Origin of the sequence: Gordonia paraffinivorans (assembly GCF_900683595.1) — a bacterium.
In the GTDB taxonomy this organism is placed as follows: Bacteria; Actinomycetota; Actinomycetes; order Mycobacteriales; family Mycobacteriaceae; genus Gordonia; species Gordonia paraffinivorans.
This window is the reverse complement of record NZ_CAACYD010000005.1, coordinates 813,811-833,445: the sequence shown is the minus strand read 5'-3', so window position 1 is coordinate 833,445 and position 19,635 is coordinate 813,811. Positions and strand designations below refer to the sequence as shown.

Below are 19,635 nucleotides of genomic sequence, written 5' to 3'. Positions count from 1 at the left end.
GGGCCTACGCGGTCTTCCGCAGGACGAGGACGGCCCGGCCGCCGACCGTCACGGTGTCGCCCGCGGACGCGGTCAGCTCCGAATCGCCCGTGGGACACGTGGTGTCGAGTTCGCCGACCCATTCCAGGCCGTAGGAATCGGGCGGGAGGGTGAAGTCGATCGGCTCATAGTGGGCGTTGAAGCAGATGAAGAACGAGTCGTCGACCACCCGTTCGCCCCGCTCGTCCTTCTCCTCGAGACCGTGGCCGTTGAGGAACACGGCCAGGCTCTTGCCGAATCCGCTGTCCCAGTCCGCCGTGGTCATCTCGACCCCGGCGGGGGTGAGCCAGGCGATGTCGAGGGCCTGGGTGCCCCAGCGAATGGGCTTGCCCGCGAAGAAGCGACGCCGCCGGAACACCGGGTGCGCGGTGCGCAACGCGATCGCCGTGCGGGTGAACTCGAGCAGGTCGGCGTTCTCCTCGGCGAGGGACCAGTCCATCCAGGACAGTTCGTTGTCCTGGCAGTAGACGTTGTTGTTGCCGTGCTGGGTCCGGCCGATCTCGTCGCCGTGCGCCAGCATCGGGGTGCCCTGCGACAGGAACAGCGTGGCCAGGATGTTGCGTTGTTGGCGGGCGCGCAGCTCGTTGATCTCGGGATCGTCGGTGGGGCCCTCGACCCCGCAGTTCCAGGATCGGTTGTGGCTCTCGCCGTCCCGGTTGTCCTCGCCGTTGGCCTCGTTGTGCTTCTCGTTGTAGGACACCAGGTCGCGCAGCGTGAACCCGTCGTGGGCGGTGACGAAGTTGATGCTGGCCAGCGGCCGGCGCCCGGTCGCCTCGTAGAGATCCGACGACCCGGTGAGGCGGGAGGCGAACTCGCCCAGCGTCGCCGGCTCGCCGCGCCAGTAGTCGCGGACGGTGTCGCGGTACTTGCCGTTCCACTCGGTCCAGAGGGGAGGGAAGTTGCCGACCTGGTAGCCGCCCTCGCCGATGTCCCACGGTTCGGCGATGAGCTTGACCTGGCTGACCACCGGGTCCTGTTGCACAAGATCGAAGAACGCCGAGAGGCGGTCCACGTCGTGCAACTCGCGGGCCAGGGTGGAGGCGAGGTCGAAGCGGAAGCCGTCGACGTGCATCTCGAGAATCCAGTACCGCAGCGAGTCCATGATCAGCTGCAGGGTGTGCGGATGCCGGCCGTTGAGGCTGTTGCCGGTGCCGGTGTAGTCCATGTACATGGCGGGATCGTCGTCGACGAGGCGGTAGTACGCGGCGTTGTCGATGCCCCGGAAGCACACGGTCGGACCGAGGTGATTGCCCTCGGCGGTGTGGTTGTAGACCACGTCGAGGATCACCTCGATGCCGGCGTTGTGGAACTCGCGCACCATGGCCTTGAACTCGGTCACCGCGCTGGCCGGTTGGTCGGGGTTCGACGAGTACTCGATGTGCGGCGCGAAGAACCCGAAGGTGTTGTAGCCCCAGTAGTTTCGCAGGCCCTGGTCGCGGAGCACAAAGTCCTGCATGAACTGGTGGACCGGCATCAGCTCGATGGCGGTGACGCCCAGCGACTTCAGGTGGTCGATGATCACCGGGTGGCAAAGCCCGGCGTAGGTGCCCCGGAGGTGCTCGGGCACACCGGGATGCGTCATGGTCATGCCCTTGACGTGGGCCTCGTAGATGACCGTCTTGTGGTACGGGCGGTTCGGGGAGCGGTCGTTCTGCCAGTCGAAGTAGGGGTTGATGACCACCGACACCATGGTGTGCCCGAGCGAGTCGAGGCCCGGCAGGTCGTCCGACGATCCGGCGACCGGCGGGGAGTCGTGGGGTGCCTGGTCCGGCTCCGGCCCGGCCGCGGGTTCCCCGGAGTCCTCGGGCTCGTCTGCGCTCTCTGCTCCCTCGGCATCCGCGGTCGCGTCAGGGGACCCGTCCACGCCGGTGGACTCCGGCGAGGAGCCCTCGGCCTGATCCGGCGCGGCCGACGCCTCGGCGGCGTCCCCGGAATCGGGGGACCCGTCGCTCGTGACCTCGTCTGCCCCGGCATCCGGCAGGCGATAGGAGAACAGCGAGGCGTCGCCGTCGAAGTCGCCGTAGAAGGCCTTGCCGTACGGGTCGAGGAGCAGCTTGCTCGGATCGCATCGCAGTCCGCGCGAGGGATCGTAGGGGCCGTACACGCGGTACCCGTAGAACTGTCCGGGCCCGATGTTGGGCAGGTAGCAGTGCCAGCAGTAGCCGTCGACCTCGTCGAGGCGGATGCGGCGTTCCTTGCCGTCCCGGTCGATCAAGCAGAGCTCGACAGCCTCGGCGACCTCGGAGAACAGCGAGAAGTTGGTGCCGGCGCCGTCGTAGGTGGCGCCGAGCGGATACGGCGTGCCCGGCCAGACCGGTATCGGCGCCGGCTCGGGTTCGACCAGCGCGTCGGCCTGGATCGGGTCGTCCGGCATCGGCACCGCGGGCGCCACGGTGTCACCGGATGAGGAGTCTCCTGGTGACGGGGCGCCCGCGCCGGGATCATCGGAGTCCGGCGCCTGCTGCTCCGGGGTCGGCGATACGGTCATGCCCGGCTTCCTGACGACGTCATGTACCGACCCTAGTCGGGTCGGGCCGGGCGGTCATCTCGGAGAGATTTGCCCCGCGGCAGTCCGCGTTACGACCGCAAGGATTGTGTGCGGTGGTGAATGGGCAGGTCAGGGTACGTCGGGGCCGGCCCACGGGATGGCGAGCGCCATCTGGCGCCCCAGCTCGTCGATGAGGCTGCGGACGAAGGTCGCGCTCAGGTGGTGCGGGTCCTTGTAGACGGTGATGTTGCCGACGATGGCCGGACAGAAATCGTCGGTGCAGATGCCCTCGGACATGTCCAGCGGGTGGAAGTCCGGTCGGGTCGCGGCCAGTTCGAGAGCGGGGTCCTCGGGTGCCAGGACGGCCGCGCGCCGGGAGCCGCAGCTCTCCGCGTCGCCGCCGTCGGCGAGGCAGATGGGCGTGTCGATCGTCCCCTTGGCGTTCTTCGGCCACGGGGTGTCCCGCATGCCGAACACCGGGATCCCGGCGTCGAGGAACCGGTCGAAGATCGGGACGTAGTCCGGCGGAACCCAGTCACCCGGCTTGTAGTCGCGCGGGCGCGTCGAGTTGGTGAAGACCGCGTCGGGCTTGTCGGCGATGATCTCCTCGATGACGCGCTGACCCCAGTCGTAGCACTCGGGGTAGGGCACCCCGCGCTGCTTGGGGACCTTGTTCGTCGACAACGGGCAGCCCATCTTCAGGTACGTCTTGACCTTGAAGCCGTTGCGCTTGCCGAGGGTGTCGAGCGCCGAGATCCACATCTCGGCGTGTGAGCCGCCGGCGAGGGCGATCGTGCGCGTCGCGTTGGGATCGCCGTAGACGCCGACGTGGATCTCGTTGTCGGTGAAGTCGCTCATGAAGCCGTCGGTGGACGTCTCAGGGAAGTCCTGGATCACCTCGAGCGCCGACGGCTGCGGGTCCACGGCCGGCACGGGCCACCCCTCGAGGAGGGCCCGGGCGCCGGGGTAGAGGCGCGGGTCGAGATTCTTGGTGTCGACGACGATGTTGTCGACGTGCCGCTCCCACAGCTTGATCCCGACACCCGCGACGACCGTTCCCGCGACGAGGATCGCGGTCACCACCGAGGTGTAGGACAACCACCGCGAACGGCCCTGCCGGTCTCCGTGCGCCAGCGCCGAGCGGTCGCCCTCACGCAACGGGTCCTCGATGTAGCGCTTGGTGAGCCACGCCAGCCCGATGGACACCGCGAGGATGCCGACGCCCTCGATGAAGTTCGCGTGGTTCTTGTCGCGCCAGGTCAGGTAGAAGATGAGCAGCGGCCAGTGCCACAGGTACAGCGAGTAGGCGATCGTGCCCAGCCACACCGGCCAGGTGGAGGCCAGCGCGCGGTTGGCGACCGGCATGACGTCGGGCGCGGCGTGTGCGCCGTGGGCGGGCCGCTGCAGCGCGGTCGCGCCCGCCCAGATGATCACCAGCGTCGCGCCTACCGGGAACAGCGCCATCGGGCCCGGGTACTCGTTGACGCCGTCGATCCACCAGCCGCAGCTGATGATCAGCCCGAGGGCCCCGACCGTGGCGAGGTTGCGCACCCAGTTGGGGACCCTGAGGGACGGCAGCCAGATCGCGAGCAGACCGCCGACGAGCGGCTCCCACAGTCGCGAGATCGTCGAGTAGTAGTTGTACGGCTGGTTGATCGCCATGCCGCGGTGCGCCCACCAGAACGACCCGAGGACGACGACGAGGACCGCCGCGAAGACCAGGACCTTGATCACGCGCGGATCGGCGAACGGGCGGACGGCCTTCGCGAGCAGCTTCAGAAGACCCGCGAAGAGCAGCGCGACGACCAGCGTCAGGACGAAGAACTGCCCCTGCATGGACATCGACCAGATGTGCTGCAGCGGGCTGTTCGCCGAGCTCGCGGCCAGGTAGTCCTGGGAGTTCTCGGCGAGGTACCAGTTCTGGTAGTACAGCGCGCTGGCCACGATTTCGTGGCCGATGTTGGCCCAGCGCGTGTCGGGCAGGATCAGCACCGTCAGCACCGTCACGGCGAGCAGCACGGTGATCAGCGCCGGCAGGAGGCGTCGGAGCAGTCGCTTGAGCCGCGGCCACGGGTTGAGGGTGTCGCGGAAGGTGACGTGCGGCTTCTGGGCGTAGATCGCGTGCCGCAGGAGTGACCCGATGAAGAAGTAGCCCGACAGGGTGAGGAAGACGTCCACGCCGCCGGAGACCTTGCCGAACCACACGTGGAAGCAGGCCACGAGGGTGATGGCGATGCCGCGCAGACCGTCGAGGTCGGTGCGGTAGGCAGGCGTCGTCGGCGTCGAGGGGGCCGACTCCGGCGCCACTACTCGGGTCGTCGATGCCACGCGGGACTCTTTCGGGTCGGGAACGGTTTCGGCCGGGTAGCAATGTACCCGCCGAATCTGTGAAAACCCGACTCCGCCGGTCCCGACACCCGGGTGGGATGGGTCACCGCCGGTCAGGTTCCTACGAGCGGCGGCGGGTGCGCGCGCCGTCGAGGATGATCTCGAGCCCGTCGGCGAACTCGCCGCCGAAGTCGCGCCCGGACGGCCCGATCACCCCGAGTCGCTCCATCTGGGCCCGGGTCTGCTCTTCGATGGTCAGGCCGATGACGAGCTGGCAGATCGCGGTGCTCACCGCCTCGGCGTCGCGGAGGGACAGCCCGCCGGTGTGCGCGGCGGCGGCGATGTCGGCGGCGATGGCCTTCGTGGACAGCCCGCTGGCCCAGCTCGACGAGACGACCTCGGCGCTGTCGGGCACGTCGAGCAGCGCCGCGCGCATACCGGTGGCCAGCAGGTTCAGTCGTTCGTCCCAGGGCAGGTCGGCGGGCGGGATCGCCACCGCGCCGAGGATGTCGTCGGCGAGCGCGGCGAGCAGCGTCTGCTTGTTGGGGAAGTGCCAGTACAGGGCGTTGGGGCTGACCCCGAGCTCGGCGGCCAGGCGGCGCATCGACAGGTCGGCCAGGCTGTGCTCGCGGAGGATGTCGCGGGCTGCGCGGAGGACGTCGGTGCGGCTGTTGCTCATCGAGGTCAGCGTAATGACCGCCGCTCGCGCGGCCGGCGGCCGCGTCCCCTCTGCCAGGTCTCGGTCGGTGCCCGCCCGTGTCGCCTGTACACCGTCCAGGAGTTGCCTGTACGGTGTCCAGGACACCTGGACGGTGTACAGGTGATGCCGTCCACACGCGCAGGGGAGAGTGAGGAGACGTTCGTCGTGGACCACGCGGAGATCAGCCGTGTCGACGCCGACCACATCTGGCACCCGTATGGCGCACTGCCCGCCGCGACCCGCCCGCTCGTCGTGACCTCCGCGTCGGGGGTTCGCCTCGAACTCGCCGACGGCCGGACGGTGGTCGACGGCATGAGCTCGTGGTGGGCGGCGATCCACGGCTACCGGCACCCGCGTCTCGACGCCGCGGCCGCCGTCCAGCTCGGCCGGATGTCGCACGTGATGTTCGGCGGCCTGACCCACGAACCGGCCGCCCGGCTCGCCCGACTGCTCGTCGAGCTCACCCCGGAACCCCTGCAGAAGGTCTTCTTCTGCGACTCCGGCTCGGTCTCGGTGGAGGTCGCGGTCAAGATGGCGCTGCAGTACTGGCGCAGCCGCGGGCAGTCGCGGCGCACCCGGTTGCTGACCTGGCGCGGCGGCTACCACGGCGACACGTTCACCCCGATGAGCGTCTGCGACCCCGAGGGCGGCATGCACTCGATGTGGACGAAGGTCCTCGCCGAGCAGGTCTTCGTCGACGCCCCGCCCGCCGACTTCGACGCCGGGTACGTGGCGATGCTCGACGCTGCGGTCGCCGAGCACCGTGACGAACTCGCCGCGGTCATCGTCGAGCCGGTGGTCCAGGGCGCCGGGGGCATGCGCTTCCACGACCCCGCATACCTGTCTGCGCTCCGCGACATCTGCGACCGTCACGACGTGCTGCTGATCTTCGACGAGATCGCCACCGGATTCGGCCGCACCGGAACGCTTTTCGCCGCCGACTCGGCACGGGTCGCACCCGACGTCATGTGCGTCGGCAAGGCCCTCACCGGCGGATACCTGACGCTCGCCGCGACGCTGTGCACGACGCGCGTCGCCGAGGTCATCAGCGCCGGGGAGGCCGGCGGCCTCGCCCACGGACCGACCTTCATGGCCAATCCGCTGGCGTGCGCGGTGGCCGTCGCCGCCATCGAACTGCTGCTGGAGACGCCCTGGACCTCGCGGGTCGCCGAGATCGAGGCGCGACTCGCCGGCGGACTCGCGCCCCTTCGCGAGGTGGACGGCGTCGTCGACGTGCGGGTGAAGGGCGCGATCGGTGTGGTCGAACTCGACCGCCCGGTGGACATGTCGGCCGCCACCGAGGCCGCCGTCGACGCCGGGGCCTGGCTCAGGCCGTTCCGCAACCTCGTCTACACGATGCCGCCGTTCGTCTGCGCACCCGACGACGTCGATCTCATCGTCGCCGGAATCCATGCCGCGGTGCACGCCACGCTCGTCGAGACCTCCTGTGCCACGGTCGAACTCGTGGGAGCGCGGTCATGACGCTCGCATCGGATCGGCCGTTCGCCCCGGGCGGCCCCGGCACGGGACCGGATGCCACGGGCGAGGTCGGCCTCGCCTGGCTCGCCGGGGCGGCCCGCGACCGCGCGGCGGCCGGTCTCCATCGCGACCCCCATGTCCGGCGGGACGGCGCCGCGGAGATCAACCTCGGCTCGAACGACTACCTCGGCCTCTCGGCCCACCCGGACGTCATCGCCGGGGCGCGGGAGGCCGCCCGGCGGTGGGGTGGCGGTTCGACCGCGTCGCGACTGGTGGTCGGCACGACGCAGGCCCACGTCGACCTCGAGAACGAGCTGGCCGACTTCCTCGGGTTCGAGGCGGCGCTGGTCTTCTCGTCCGGTTTCCTGGCCAACATCGGCGCCGTCACCGCACTCGCGGGGCGCGGCGACCTGATCGTCAGCGACACCGGCAGCCACGCGTCGTTGATCGACGGGTGCCGGCTCTCCCGCGCGCGGGTGGTCGTCGTCGACCGCGGCGATCACGAGGCGGTGCGCGCCGCTCTCGCCGATCGGACCGAACAGCGTGCTCTCGTCGTCACCGACTCCGTCTACAGCATCGACGGCGACCCCGCCCCGATCGCCGACCTCTACGCCGCCGCACGCGCCCACGGCGCGGTGCTTCTCGTCGACGAGGCGCACGCGGTCGGCGTGCGCGGGCCCGGTGGTCGGGGCATCGTCGCCGAGCACGGACTCTCCGGCGCGCCCGACCTGGTGGTCACCTCGGTGCTGTCCAAGTCGCTGGGGTCGCAGGGCGGGGTGGTGCTCGGCACAGGTCTGCTGCGGTCGCACCTCGTCGACTGCGCGCGCACGTTCATCTTCGACACCGGGCTCAACCCGGCGGCCGTGGGCGCCGCGCGCGCCGCGCTCGGCGTATTGCGGGCGAACCCGGATCTGCCGGACCGGCTGCGCGCCAACGCCCGTCACCTGGCCAGGGCCTGTGGGGCGGAGGAACCGCAGGCCGCGGTCATCTCGATCATCGTCGGCGACCCGCAACGCGCCGTGGCCGCGGCGGCCGCATGTCGCGACCGCGGCGTGCTCGTCGGATGCTTCCGTCCGCCGTCGGTGCCGCCGGGAACCTCGCGGTTGCGCATCACGGTGCGCGCCGACCTCGACACCGCGACCCTCGACCACGTCGCCGGGGTCGTCGACGAAGCGCTGCGACAGGTGGGGGTGCGATGACCGCGCGCGGACGCGTCCTCGCGATCACCGGCACCTCGACCGACGTCGGCAAGACCGTGGCGACCGCGGCACTGGCGGCCGCCGCGCGGGCGGGTACGCCGACCACGGTGGCCGTGTGCAAGCCCGTCCAGACCGGGGTCGCCCCGGGCGAACCCGGTGACCTCGCCGAGGTCGCCCGTCTCGCCGGCCCGGTCACGACCGTCGAGTGCTATCGCTATCCGGAGGCCCTCGCGCCCGACACCGCGGCACGCCGAGCGGGGCTGCCGTTCGGCGATCCCGCCGTGATCGCCGGCGAGATCGACCGCCTCGCAAGCACTTACGAGCTGACCCTGGTCGAGGGTGCGGGCGGGGTCATGGTCCGGCTGGGGGAGACCGCGACCCTGCTCGACGTCGCGGGCCCGGTCCTGGCCCCGGAAACGGCCGACGGCGTGCTCGTCGTCGTGAACCCCGGCCTCGGTGCGCTCAACCATGCCGAGCTGACCGTCGACGCCATCCGCGCCCGTGGCCTGCGCCCGGCGGGCCTGGTGATCGGGTGGTGGCCGGAGGAGCCCGATCTCGCCATGCGGTGCAACCGCGACGACCTGCCGCGGGTGACCGGCGTGCCGGTGGTCGGGGTGCTGCCCGCCGGTGCCGGCGAGCTCGACCCCGCGGGGTTCGGCCGTCTCGCACCGACCTGGTTCGACCCAGAGTGGCTCGACGGTCTCCGCACGGTGGCCGTCCGCCCCGAACCCGCCGCCCCCGCAGACCTGCCGGAACAGCTCATCCGGACCTGAAAATCTCTACCGCACCGGCACTTTCGCCGGATCATCAGCAAGGAGTTCCACCAGTGACCCAGGCAACCGTTGACGCAGCCCGCGACGTCCGGGCGTCCGACGACATCCTCGCGATCGCCCGCGAGCAGGTGCTCGAGCGTGGCGAGGCCCTCACCGAGGAGCAGGTGCTCACCGTCCTGCGCCTGCCCGACGACCGTCTCACCGAGCTGCTGCAGCTGGCCCACGACGTCCGGATGCGGTGGTGCGGTCCCGAGGTCGAGGTCGAGGGCATCATCTCGCTCAAGACCGGCGGATGCCCGGAGGACTGCCACTTCTGTTCGCAGTCCGGCCTGTTCGCCTCCCCGGTGCGCAGCGCCTGGATCGACATCCCGTCCCTGGTCGAGGCGGCCAAGCAGACCGCCAAGACCGGTGCCACCGAGTTCTGCATCGTCGCCGCGGTCCGCGGCCCCGACAAGCGGCTGTTGAGCCAGGTCGCCGCGGGCATCGAGGCGATCCGCAACGAGGTCGACATCCAGATCGCCTGCAGCCTGGGCATGCTCACCCAGGAGCAGGTCGACCAGCTGCGCGACATGGGCGTGCACCGCTACAACCACAACCTGGAGACCGCGCGCAGCCACTTCCCGAACGTCGTGACCACCCACACCTGGGAGGAGCGCTGGGACACGCTGCGGATGGTCCGCGAGGCCGGTATGGAGGTGTGCTGCGGCGGCATCCTCGGCATGGGCGAGACGCTCGAGCAGCGCGCCGAGTTCGCCGCGGAGCTGGCCGAACTCGAGCCGGACGAGGTGCCGCTGAACTTCCTCAACCCCCGCCCCGGCACGCCTTTCGGGGATCTCGACGTGCTGCCCGCCACCGAGGCGCTGAAGGCCGTCGCCGCGTTCCGCCTCGCACTTCCGCGCACCATCCTGCGCTTCGCCGGCGGTCGCGAGATCACCCTGGGCGACCTCGGGGCCAAGCAGGGCATCCTCGGCGGCATCAACGCCGTGATCGTCGGCAACTACCTGACGACGCTGGGGCGGCCGGCCGAGGACGATCTCGACCTGCTGAACGACCTGTCGATGCCGATCAAGTCGTTGAACGACACGATCTGACGTCGACCCTCGCGACGATCGGTAGCGTGTTCTCTCATGATCGACACCGTCCCGGGCCCGCTCGCCGAACCGTGTAGGTACGGCGTGTACACGGGTATCGAACTGGAACTGCAGTCGCCCGACGCGATCCCGCCCGCCGCGCGCCTGGGCCTGGAACCGCCGCGCTTCTGCGGACAATGCGGGCGGCGCATGGTGGTGCAGGTCCGTCCCGACGGTTGGAGCGCACGGTGCTCCCGCCACGGCACGGTCGACTCCGCCGAGTTGGGCCGCCGGTGACCCCGCGCGTCGAACGCCCGGTATCGGTGCTGGTCGCCATGACCGTGGCGGTGGTGCTGATGGGCGCCATCGCCGGCATGGTCTGGGGTGTGCTCACCCCGCCGACCACCGGCGTGGTCGTCCGTGGGCTCACCCCCGAGCTGGTCACCACCGACTTCGGCGGCGTCGCGGCCTTCGCCCTCACGATGTTCGGCTACGGCGCGGCCGCGGCCCTCATCGTGTGGATCGCGGTGCGGGCCTGGCGCGGCGTGGTCGGCTTCCTCGTGCCGGTCCTCGGCACGGTGGCCGGTTCCGCGGTCGCGGCCGAGACCGGGATGTGGCTGGCGGGCATGCGATTCGACGACGACGTGACCGCGTTGCCGGTCTCGTCGGTGTACGAGGTCGCTCCCGAGTTGTGGCTCGAGGGTGGAACCAGTGCCGGCTACAGCTCCCCGTGGATTCTCCTCATCTGCGCGCCGTTCGCCTTCGCGATCGTCTACCTGGTGTGTGTGTTGTCCGCGCGCACGGCCGATCTCGGCGTCGGAGACCTGCCCGACGACCCGTTCGCCGAGCCGGCCGGAGCAGAGCTCACATCGGGGGACGCAGCGTCGCGAACTCGTCTGTGACGCGTAATTCGTTGTCGGCGAAGGCGTACAGCGCCGGCGGGCGACCACCGGCACGGCCGGTCTTGCCGACGGTGCCGGTGGACACCACCACGGCGCGTCGGCTCAGGATGCGCAACAGGTTCGTGGTGTCGACCGGGTAGCCCAGCGCCGCGCAGTAGATCTCCGACAGCTCCGACATCGGAAAACGTTTGGGCGCGAGGGCGAAAGCGATGTTCGTGTACGAGAGTTTCGCGGCGAGCCGGTGCCGGGCCGTCTCGATGATCGCGGCGTGGTCGAACACGACCTCGGGGAGGGCGTCGACGGCAAACCAGCCGGCGCCGCCGGGAAGGCCGGACGACGCGTCGGACGGAACGAGCCCCAGGTAGCTCGAGGCGATCGTGCGGATACCGGGAACCCGATGAGGGTCGGAGAACACCGACAGCTGTTCGAGATGGGCGACGTCGCGGACGCCCATCGTCTCGGTGACGAGGCGGCGTGCGCTGGCCGACAGGTTCTCGTCGTCGGCGACGTCGCCGCGGGGCAACGACCACCGCCCGGCAGGGACCTCCGAGAGCAGGACGCTCAGCACCGGGTGCGCGGCATCGGCGTCGGCCGGCGTGCGGACCTGGAAGACGACGGGCAGCACCTCGACCCGCAGACCGGCGCCGCGCTCGTCGGCCGGGTGCGTATCGGCGTGGGGCCCACCGGAGGAGGGGCCGTCGGTGGAGGAGGAGTCGGTCCCGGCGGCTGGCATGCGGTGATTGTATGGCCCCGGCGCGTGTCCGCGACGCAGGAACGATCCGACGCGGCGCCCGCCCCGTCAGGCGGGTCGTGCGGTGAGCACGCGCGCCTCGCCGTCGGTGATCGCGATCGTGTGCTCGCTGTGGGCGCCGCGCGAACCGTCGAACGACCGGATGGTCCAGCCGTCGGCGTCGAACTTGATGCGTTCGGTACCCAGCGTGAACCACGGTTCGAGCGCCAGGGTCAGTCCCGGCCGCAGCTTCATCCCGCGTCCGGGCCTGCCGATGTTCGGCACGTGCGGGTCCTCGTGCATGGTCCGGCCGAGTCCGTGCCCGCCGAACTCGGTGTTGACCCGGTACCCGCGCGACTTCGCGACGGCGCCGATCGCTGCGGAGATGTCGCCCAAGCGGGCCCCGGGCCGGGCCGCGTCGATCGCCGCGCGCAGCGCCTCCTCGGTGGCGGCGACCAGGCGCTGGTCCTCGGGGCGGGGCGTGCCGACGATGACGCTGCGCGCGGAGTCGGCCACCCAGCCGTCGATGGAGACCGCGATGTCCATCGACAGCAGGTCGCCGTCGGCGAGCACGTAGTCGTGGGGGAGCCCGTGCAGTACCGCGTCGTTGACCGACAGGCAGATGACGTTGCGGAACGGGCCGTTGCCGAAGGACGGTGCGTAGTCCCAGTAGCAGGACTCGGCGCCGCGCTCGGCGATCATCTCGCGGGCGCGCTGCTCGAGGTCGAGCAGGTTGACACCGACGTCGGCGCGTTCGGCGAGGTCGGCGAGGAGTTCGGCGATGAACGCGCCGGTGACCGCCATCGCCTCCACCTCGGACGGTGTCTTGAGCTCGACCATGTTCTCGGGTTCCCTTCGGTGGCTGCGTCGATCATCGGCAGATGAATCCCGGTATAGAAATACCGGGGCGTACCGGTATATTCATACCGCATCGGATAGGATCTGCCCATGGTCCGCAACCCGTTGACTCCTGAGCAGATCGCCGCCGGACGCCGGTTGGGTGCCCGGTTGCGTGAACTCCGCGGCGAGCGCCCGCTGGCCGAGGTCGCCGTACACGCGGGGATCTCGCCGGAGACGCTCCGCAAGATCGAGACGGGTCGTATGCCCACCCCGGCATTCGCGACGATCGCGGCGCTCGCGCGGTCGCTGGAGACGTCCCTCGACGATCTGGCCGTCGTTCTCGACGGCGAAGAGGTTGCTCGCGCGGGATGACTCCGCAGCCCTCGTCTTCGACTGTCATCCGACGCGCTGATGCGTGAATGACGTGCCCCGTCCCGCGTGGGGCGGCGGGAATAGGTCCGGTGTGGCGAATGTTACGATGCATAGCGTTTTCGACCATGAGTCGAAAACCTGCCTCGGACACACGGCCCGTGATCCGGGGAACCGACGACCCGGCGGAGCATGCGTCGGGGAGCCAGAGGAGTGGCAATGAGCATCACCAGTGATCGTCCGGCGGCCGTCACCGCGACCGGACTCCTCGATGCCGAGTGGTACGACGCTCCCGGCGGCTACGCCGGCGTCGAGCCGACCCAAGAGTGGGCGGACGAGGTCCGACGCCTCGCCCGCGCCCGCAACGCGACGCTGCTCGCGCACAACTACCAGCTGCCGGCCATCCAGGACGTCGCCGACCACGTCGGTGACTCGCTCGCGCTCTCGCGCATCGCCGCCGAGGTCGACTCCGACGAGATCATCTTCTGCGGCGTCCACTTCATGGCCGAGACCGCCAAGATCCTCAGCCCCGAGAAGCGCGTCCTGATCCCGGACGAGCGGGCCGGGTGCTCGCTCGCCGACTCGATCACCGCCGACGAGCTGCGCGCCTGGAAGGCCGAGTTCCCCGACGCGATCGTGGTGTCGTACGTGAACACCACCGCAGAGGTGAAGGGCCTGACCGACATCTGCTGCACGTCGTCGAACGCCGTCGACGTGGTCGCCTCGATCGACCCCGACCGGGACGTGCTGTTCCTGCCCGACCAGTTCCTCGGCGCACACGTCAAGCGCGAGACCGGTCGCGACAACATCCACATCTGGGCGGGCGAATGCCACGTGCACGCCGGCATCAACGGCGACGAGCTCGCCGACCAGGCCGCCTCGCACCCGGACGCCGACCTGTTCATCCACCCCGAATGCGGCTGTGCCACCTCGGCGCTCTACCTGGCCGGTGAGGGCGCGGTGCCCTCCGACCGGGTCAAGATCCTCTCGACCGGCGGCATGCTCGACGCCGCCCGGGAGACCGGCGCCAAGCAGGTTCTCGTCGCCACCGAGGTCGGCATGCTGCACCAGCTGCGCAAGGCCGCACCCGGCGTCGACTTCCAGGCCGTCAACGACCGCGCGTCCTGCCCGTACATGAAGATGATCACGCCGGCCGCGCTGCTGCGCTGCCTGCGCGAGGGACGCGACGAGGTGTTCGTCGACGCCGACGTCGCCGACAAAGCCCGTAAGAGCGTCGAGCGCATGATCGCGATCGGCAACCCGGGCTCGGGCGAGTGACCCTCGGGGGAGCAGACACGGTGAGCGACGGATTCGTCGGACAGGAGGCGGCCGGCGGGGCGCTCGAACTCGTCGTCGACGACGAGATCCGAGCGCTCATCCGGACCGCACTCGACGAGGACCTGCGGTACGGGCCCGATGTCACCACGGCCGCAACCGTCCCCGCGGGAGCAGTCGTCGACGCCGCGATCGTCAGCCGCGCACACGGCGTCATCGCCGGCGTGCCGGTGGTGATCGCGGTGTTCGACGAGGTCATCGGAGCCGGCAAGTTCGAGGTGACCGAGGCCGTCGCCGACGGGACCGTCGTCGAACCCGGTGATGTGGTCCTCCGCGTCCACGCCCCGACGGCGGCGCTGCTGACCGCCGAGCGCACCGCGCTCAATCTCATCTGCCACCTGTCCGGCATCGCGACCGCCACACGTGCCTGGGTCGACGCGGTGGCCGGATACCCGGCGAGAATCCGGGACTCCCGCAAGACCCTGCCCGGTCTGCGCGTGCTGCAGAAGTACGCGGTCCGCGCAGGTGGGGGAGTCAACCACCGGATGGGCCTGGGCGACGCCGCACTGATCAAGGACAACCACGTGGTCGCGGCCGGCTCGGTCGCGGCCGCCCTCGAGGCGGTCCGCACGGCCGCCCCGGGCCTGCCTGTCGAGGCCGAGGTGGACTCGCTCGCCCAGCTCGACGAGGTACTGCCGCTCGAGCCGCAACTCGTGCTCCTCGACAACTTCGAGCCGTGGGAGACCCAGATCGCGGTGCAGCGGCGCAACACGCGCTCGCCGCAGACGAAGTTGGAGAGCTCGGGCGGCCTCTCTCTCGACACGGCCGAGGACTACGCCCGCACCGGCGTCGACTATCTCGCCGTGGGCGCGCTGACCCACTCGGTCACCGTGCTCGACCTGGGACTGGACATCCCGGCGCCTCGGTCCTGAGGGCGATCTGCCCGGACGGCCGCCGCACGACTCATGACGCCCGCGGGGTGGTGATCAACCACCCCGCGGGCGTTCGCTTCGCTGTCCGATCGCCACGCAACCCGATCCGCGCACCTCGACCTCTGATCGAGCTTCGGCGGTGATGTTCATCGCACCTGGTCGCTTGTCCCACCGTGGTCACGGGCGGTGTTGTGATGTCGAGAAGTATTGCGAGCGAACGGTGTTCGCTGCTGTTCTGGGGTGGCGAAGTGCTCCTCGGGGGAGTCGGCACCCGGATTTCCTGCCAAACGCGTATCAGGGCGTAGATATTGGGTTCTAATGCTCGGCATGAAAGTGGTCGAATGTCCAGATCATTCCGAGTGAGCACGCCCCGATGACCGTTGTGAAAAATCGAGAAATTCCGCTGATGCTTTCTCAGCTCCGCAGTAGAAAACGTTCGAACCCGTGTGGCACGTCGATTTCCGGGTCGTGTCTGCATTCACGAAAAGTCGTTCTCGGCCTCACCAGAATGGCTCTTGCGGGGAGCGTCATGGCGACCGGAATCATCGGAACCGGCGTAGGCGTGGCCAACGCGGAGGCGCCGATCACCACGTTCAACCTCTTCATTCCGGGTACGTGGGAGACCGATGCCGACGCCGACCCGACGCGACCCACCGGCGCGCTCACGGCCGTTGCCCGGGAGATCGAGCGTGAGCACGGCGACTCGGCCACCATCTACTTCCTGCCATACATGGCCCGGGCCTTCGACAACGGCCGCACCTATGCCGACAGCAAGGCCACCGCGATCGCGAACGCCTCGAAGGTGCTCGCCGCCCGCGCCGAAGCCGACCCGGACCTGTGGTTCACGATCACCGGATACAGCCAGGGGGCCGACGCCGCGGGCGACCTCGCGGCGGCGATCGGAAACGGGGAAGGGCCTATACCCGCAGACCGGGTCGTCGCCGTCGGCCTGCTGGCAGATCCCGGAAACGGGACCGAGGGCCAGCGAACGGTGGGCCCGACGGCTCGTGGCATCGGCATCGCCGACCCGCGTCCGGAGGGGATGGGTGAGTTGTCGGGCCGGGTCACGAGCATCTGTCACCCGGCCGACCTGTACTGCTCCATCGACAAGCGGCGTCATCCGGTGTTGGGAAGGATCGGCACCGTCCTGAGCGAAGGGGCCGAGGACGTCGCCGACGCGGTCGAGAACGCCATCGACGTGATCGGCACCATCGCCCGGATGAACTACGCCGCGCTGAGTGCCGACATCAGGCGATTGCCCCTGCTCATCGCGGTGGGCGACCTGAAGGCGGCCCACCGGGTGGCCGGCTCGGTCAATCTCCGGCTCCGTCCCTTCGTCAAGCTCGCGAACAAGGTCGACTACGGCAGGGTGGCGCGCGTCCTCGACCTCATCCCCGACGAGACCGGCATCGCCGAGGTCGGTGCCGCCATGTGCCGGATTCTCGACCGCGTCGACCTCGAGCGTGCCGCCGACCTCCTCGGAGAGATCCAAGAGCTGACCTGGTCGGCCGCGGGGGCCGCCGGGGCTCGCCTCGGGGCGGCATCTCTGCCCGATACCGACATCGACGTCGCAGATGTGGTCGACGTCGGCAGGAAGCTGGTCTCGCTGACGGTGGACACGGCCCGCGACCCCGACGAGGGCGATGACGCGCACACGGGGTTGTTGTCCGAGCTGATCTCACCGAGGTTCAAAGAGCTCGCCAAGGATCTGACCAGGATCGTCGCAAAGCAGGCGATCACGGATCCGTCCGCGATCATCCGCGACGCGGTCACCGCCAAGGAGTTCTACTCCGGCCATGCGCACACCGATTACGCGCGGTTCGTCGTGGACGAGCTCGGGCGCACTGCGATCGCCTGGCTGGGGGACTGGCTCGCGGAGAGCATCGACGCAGCAGCCGATGTCCCGAAGAGAGCAGCGCCGCGGTAGGCGTGAGTGCTGCCGGGGCGCCGGGAGACGTTGCGAGGTGGCGCCGTCAGCGGAATATTTCGATTTGGAATGGGCGTGATTCCTGACACGCATTGCCAATACTCATTGTCGAAAATTCTGGGACATTAGTGATTTGGTCGAATGACCAGGGTTCGATTTGTCCAGAATAAGCCGGTTGTGGATCGGTGCGGCCATGATCCGCCCGTGCAATAACGCACCGACGGGTGAGTGGATTCACACGTTCGGGTTTGCTGATCGATGACGCGCAAAAGCACAGTAAGTCCGGTTACCGGTGGGTAGAAATCCTGCCCACCCCGCAGAGATTGTGTAAGGACGATGACGAACAACTCGACCCCCGGAAATGCACCTCTGACCGACGAGGAACGCGTCCGCAAGAGCCGCAAGCGCAAGGCGATCCTCGCGTCGGGAGCCGTTCTCGGCGTCGGCGCCGTGGTCACCCTCGCCGCCTGGAACGACACCGTGTTCGGCAACGGCGAGTTCGGGGTCGGGAAGACCGCCTGGAACGTGCAGGGCAGCATCGACGGCACCAATTACAACGAGTACGCGACCGGCCCCGGCGGCAAGATCGCCTTCTCCGCGACGCCGATCGACGCGCTCAATCTGATGCCCGGCCAGACCACCACCGGGAAGTTCTGGCTCCGGGAGACCAATGGCAATCTCGACGGGCTGGTCACCATCCAGGCTCCGACGATCACCCCGTCGCCGAACTCGCTGGCCGATGTCCTCGAGTTGACGATCAAGGACTCGACCGGCACGTACGTCGACAAGAAGAAGCTGAGCAGCCAGGGCGCGTCGACCACCATCACCGTCCCCAAGGGGAGACGAAGGAGCTGACCTTCGAGGTCACGTTGCCGGCGACCGCCAACCCCAACCAGATCTCCGACACCTCCGCCGAGGCGGTGTGGGAGATGAAGGCCGAGAGCGCCGAGGCCTGACGGGCGGACCCGGCCCGGGACCAGCGGTCGGCGACCCTTCGCCGCACTCCTCCCGGGGCGGGCCCCTCGGTCGCCGGGACTCTCCGGTCCAGGACCCATTTCCTCGGTTTCGCGCCGAACCGACCACGCACAGAAGTACTCGACCCAGATCTCGAAAGGGCACTGCATGACCACGACCGTGAAGCCGGGTAGCGGCAGAACAGGCGACATCAGCGGCTCGTGGAAGCAGTTCGGACCGCCCGGAGGCGCCCATGTGGTGCCGAGGGCGCGGCAGGTGCCGACCCCGCCCCCGGTCGTCCCGACAACGTTCGTCCCGCCGTCGGAAGCCCCCACCGAGCCGATCCCGGTGGGTGTCCGATTCTGTTGCGGCCGAGGCGAACTGCTCGGACGAGAACCGGGTCGGCCTGGCTCCGGACCCCCCACGTCGCGGCGTCCGCGGTCGCGACGCCTCGGCGACGCGGTACTGAACATCCTCGCGGTGTTCGGCGTCCTGTGCATCGTGCTGACCGTCGTCGCATTCGTCGGCAACTATTCGATCATCCTGTTCAAGACCGGTTCCATGGACCCGACCATCCCTCAGGGATCGGCCGCCGTCGTCCACGAGATCCCGGCCGCGCAGGTGAAGGTCGGCGACATCGTCACCGTCGACCGTGGTCCCGGTCTGAAGCCGATCACCCACCGCGCCATCTCGGTGACGCCGATCGGCGGCGGCCGGGTCGAGATCGAGATGCAGGGCGACGCCAACCCGAACCCCGATCCCGAGCCCTACCGCGTCTCGACGGTGAAGAAGGTGCTGTGGCACGTGCCGGGCCTCGCGAGGCAGGTCGTGTGGTTGTCGCACCCGTACGTTCTCGCCGCCATCACACTCGGTGCAGCGCTGTTGGTCCTGTGGACCTTCTGGCCGAAGCCGTCCACAGGCCGACGTCCGGACGACGCGTAGACCGGCCCCCAACCCCGCACAGCCGCAATGCCCTGCGCCGCAGGGTGCTTCCCCTACCAGACATATCGGTCCACCCATGAACCTCAGCAAACGCAGCAAGATCTTGATCACCGTCGTCGGACTCGTCGCGATCCTCGGTGTGCTCGGCCAGGCCACCGGCGTGCTCGCCTCGTGGAACGACAAGGTGTTCGGGATGCGCCGTTTTCGGCAAGGCGCCGGCCACCGACGGGTACGCGCGGTCGGTGACGGGGGAGGTTCACACCGAACGCGTGATCACCTCGAACTCGTTCGAGGTCACCACCGCTACCCACACCTTCGCCGATCAGGGTTCGAGCATCGTTCCCGGTCCGGGGGAATGGTTCACGAACTCGAAGTCGGGGCTGTTCAGCTCTGGTGTGGTTCGGGGAACCGGACGGTCTGCCGCGGCTTGGTCGCGCGACGGCGGGAACATCGCGGCGAGTGCGGAGAGCCTGGCGAAGGACCTCGAGATCATTCCGCGATCCACGGCCATCGATCCGTCGGATCGGCTGTCCCTGATGGACACCACCGGCGAGTTCCGGGCCGCGGTCAGTTGCGAGTCGGATGATCACGGCAGGACCGTGACGACACGTGCCGAGGCTCCGTCCGGGTCGCCCATCGAGATCGGGATCGGCTCCAACAACTACTACTCCGTGCCGCAGGCGAACCA

17 protein-coding genes are annotated in these 19,635 nt (G+C 69.4%); 12 read left to right on the top strand and 5 right to left on the bottom strand.

The window, feature by feature from the left end; translation table 11 throughout:
- Positions 1-4: 4 nt before the first annotated feature.
- From glgX to E1P53_RS05950, 3 genes are all read right to left on the bottom strand, one after another.
- A complete protein-coding gene (gene glgX, locus E1P53_RS05960; protein WP_131733704.1) occupies positions 5-2,527 on the bottom strand; it encodes a glycogen debranching protein GlgX in 2,523 nt (840 codons plus the stop codon).
- A 129-nt stretch (positions 2,528-2,656) separates the two neighbouring features.
- Positions 2,657-4,834 carry an acyltransferase family protein gene (locus tag E1P53_RS05955; protein WP_131733842.1) on the bottom strand — a complete coding sequence of 726 codons (2,178 nt, stop codon included), beginning with the start codon at positions 4,832-4,834 and terminating at the stop codon, positions 2,657-2,659.
- A 142-nt stretch (positions 4,835-4,976) separates the two neighbouring features.
- The gene (locus E1P53_RS05950) at positions 4,977-5,534 is read right to left on the bottom strand and encodes a TetR/AcrR family transcriptional regulator (protein WP_040526138.1); all 558 of its coding nucleotides are present in this window, start codon (positions 5,532-5,534) and stop codon (positions 4,977-4,979) included.
- Positions 5,535-5,720: 186 nt separating this feature from the next.
- Between E1P53_RS05950 and E1P53_RS05945 the strand changes: the two genes are divergently transcribed.
- From E1P53_RS05945 to E1P53_RS05920, 6 genes are read left to right on the top strand one after another with little or no spacing between them, the layout of a single operon-like run.
- Entirely contained in the window at positions 5,721-7,037 is a 1,317-nt protein-coding gene (locus tag E1P53_RS05945) for an adenosylmethionine--8-amino-7-oxononanoate transaminase (protein ID WP_131733841.1), read from the top strand.
- Positions 7,034-8,233, top strand: coding sequence for an 8-amino-7-oxononanoate synthase (locus E1P53_RS05940; protein ID WP_131733703.1), 1,200 nt, complete (start codon positions 7,034-7,036; stop codon positions 8,231-8,233). Before E1P53_RS05945 ends, E1P53_RS05940 begins: the two co-directional genes overlap by 4 nt.
- Positions 8,230-9,006 (top strand): dethiobiotin synthase, encoded by a 777-nt coding sequence (bioD, locus tag E1P53_RS05935; protein WP_131733702.1) that lies wholly within the window; start codon positions 8,230-8,232, stop codon positions 9,004-9,006. Before E1P53_RS05940 ends, bioD begins: the two co-directional genes overlap by 4 nt.
- A gap of 53 nt (positions 9,007-9,059) precedes the next feature.
- Entirely contained in the window at positions 9,060-10,097 is a 1,038-nt protein-coding gene (bioB, locus tag E1P53_RS05930; protein ID WP_109237677.1) for a biotin synthase BioB, read from the top strand.
- 36 nt (positions 10,098-10,133) lie between these two features.
- Complete coding sequence (bsaP, locus tag E1P53_RS05925; RefSeq protein WP_006898423.1) at positions 10,134-10,373, top strand: biotin synthase auxiliary protein BsaP; 240 nt, start codon at positions 10,134-10,136, stop codon at positions 10,371-10,373.
- Positions 10,370-10,978: a DUF2567 domain-containing protein gene (locus E1P53_RS05920; protein WP_131733701.1), complete on the top strand. Its 609-nt coding sequence runs from the start codon at positions 10,370-10,372 to the stop codon at positions 10,976-10,978. Before bsaP ends, E1P53_RS05920 begins: the two co-directional genes overlap by 4 nt.
- Here E1P53_RS05920 and E1P53_RS05915 read toward each other — a convergent pair.
- Both E1P53_RS05915 and map read right to left on the bottom strand, forming a co-directional pair.
- Positions 10,941-11,711: an NUDIX hydrolase gene (locus tag E1P53_RS05915; RefSeq protein WP_006898425.1), complete on the bottom strand. Its 771-nt coding sequence runs from the start codon at positions 11,709-11,711 to the stop codon at positions 10,941-10,943. The two genes, E1P53_RS05920 and E1P53_RS05915, sit on opposite strands and share 38 nt — an antisense overlap.
- 66 nt (positions 11,712-11,777) lie before the next feature.
- Complete coding sequence (gene map / locus E1P53_RS05910; protein ID WP_006898426.1) at positions 11,778-12,548, bottom strand: type I methionyl aminopeptidase; 771 nt, start codon at positions 12,546-12,548, stop codon at positions 11,778-11,780.
- A gap of 108 nt (positions 12,549-12,656) precedes the next feature.
- Between map and E1P53_RS05905 the strand changes: the two genes are divergently transcribed.
- The 6 genes from E1P53_RS05905 to E1P53_RS05880 all read left to right on the top strand — a co-directional run bounded on the left by E1P53_RS05905 (position 12,657) and on the right by E1P53_RS05880 (position 18,947).
- On the top strand, positions 12,657-12,920 hold the full coding sequence (locus tag E1P53_RS05905; RefSeq protein WP_068970339.1) for a helix-turn-helix transcriptional regulator: 264 nt from the start codon (positions 12,657-12,659) through the stop codon (positions 12,918-12,920).
- A gap of 216 nt (positions 12,921-13,136) precedes the next feature.
- Positions 13,137-14,195 carry a quinolinate synthase NadA gene (nadA, locus tag E1P53_RS05900; protein ID WP_006898428.1) on the top strand — a complete coding sequence of 353 codons (1,059 nt, stop codon included), beginning with the start codon at positions 13,137-13,139 and terminating at the stop codon, positions 14,193-14,195.
- A gap of 20 nt (positions 14,196-14,215) precedes the next feature.
- On the top strand, positions 14,216-15,124 hold the full coding sequence (gene nadC, locus E1P53_RS05895; RefSeq protein ID WP_131733700.1) for a carboxylating nicotinate-nucleotide diphosphorylase: 909 nt from the start codon (positions 14,216-14,218) through the stop codon (positions 15,122-15,124).
- Between the two features lie 529 nt (positions 15,125-15,653).
- Positions 15,654-17,051, top strand: a complete 1,398-nt coding sequence (locus tag E1P53_RS05890) for a cutinase family protein (RefSeq protein WP_244941120.1) — start codon at positions 15,654-15,656, stop codon at positions 17,049-17,051.
- Positions 17,052-17,387: 336 nt separating this feature from the next.
- On the top strand, positions 17,388-17,906 hold the full coding sequence (locus E1P53_RS05885; RefSeq protein WP_244941119.1) for a SipW-dependent-type signal peptide-containing protein: 519 nt from the start codon (positions 17,388-17,390) through the stop codon (positions 17,904-17,906).
- Between the two features lie 267 nt (positions 17,907-18,173).
- Positions 18,174-18,947, top strand: a complete 774-nt coding sequence (locus E1P53_RS05880) for a signal peptidase I (RefSeq protein ID WP_244941118.1) — start codon at positions 18,174-18,176, stop codon at positions 18,945-18,947.
- The last annotated feature ends 688 nt before the right edge of the window (positions 18,948-19,635 follow it).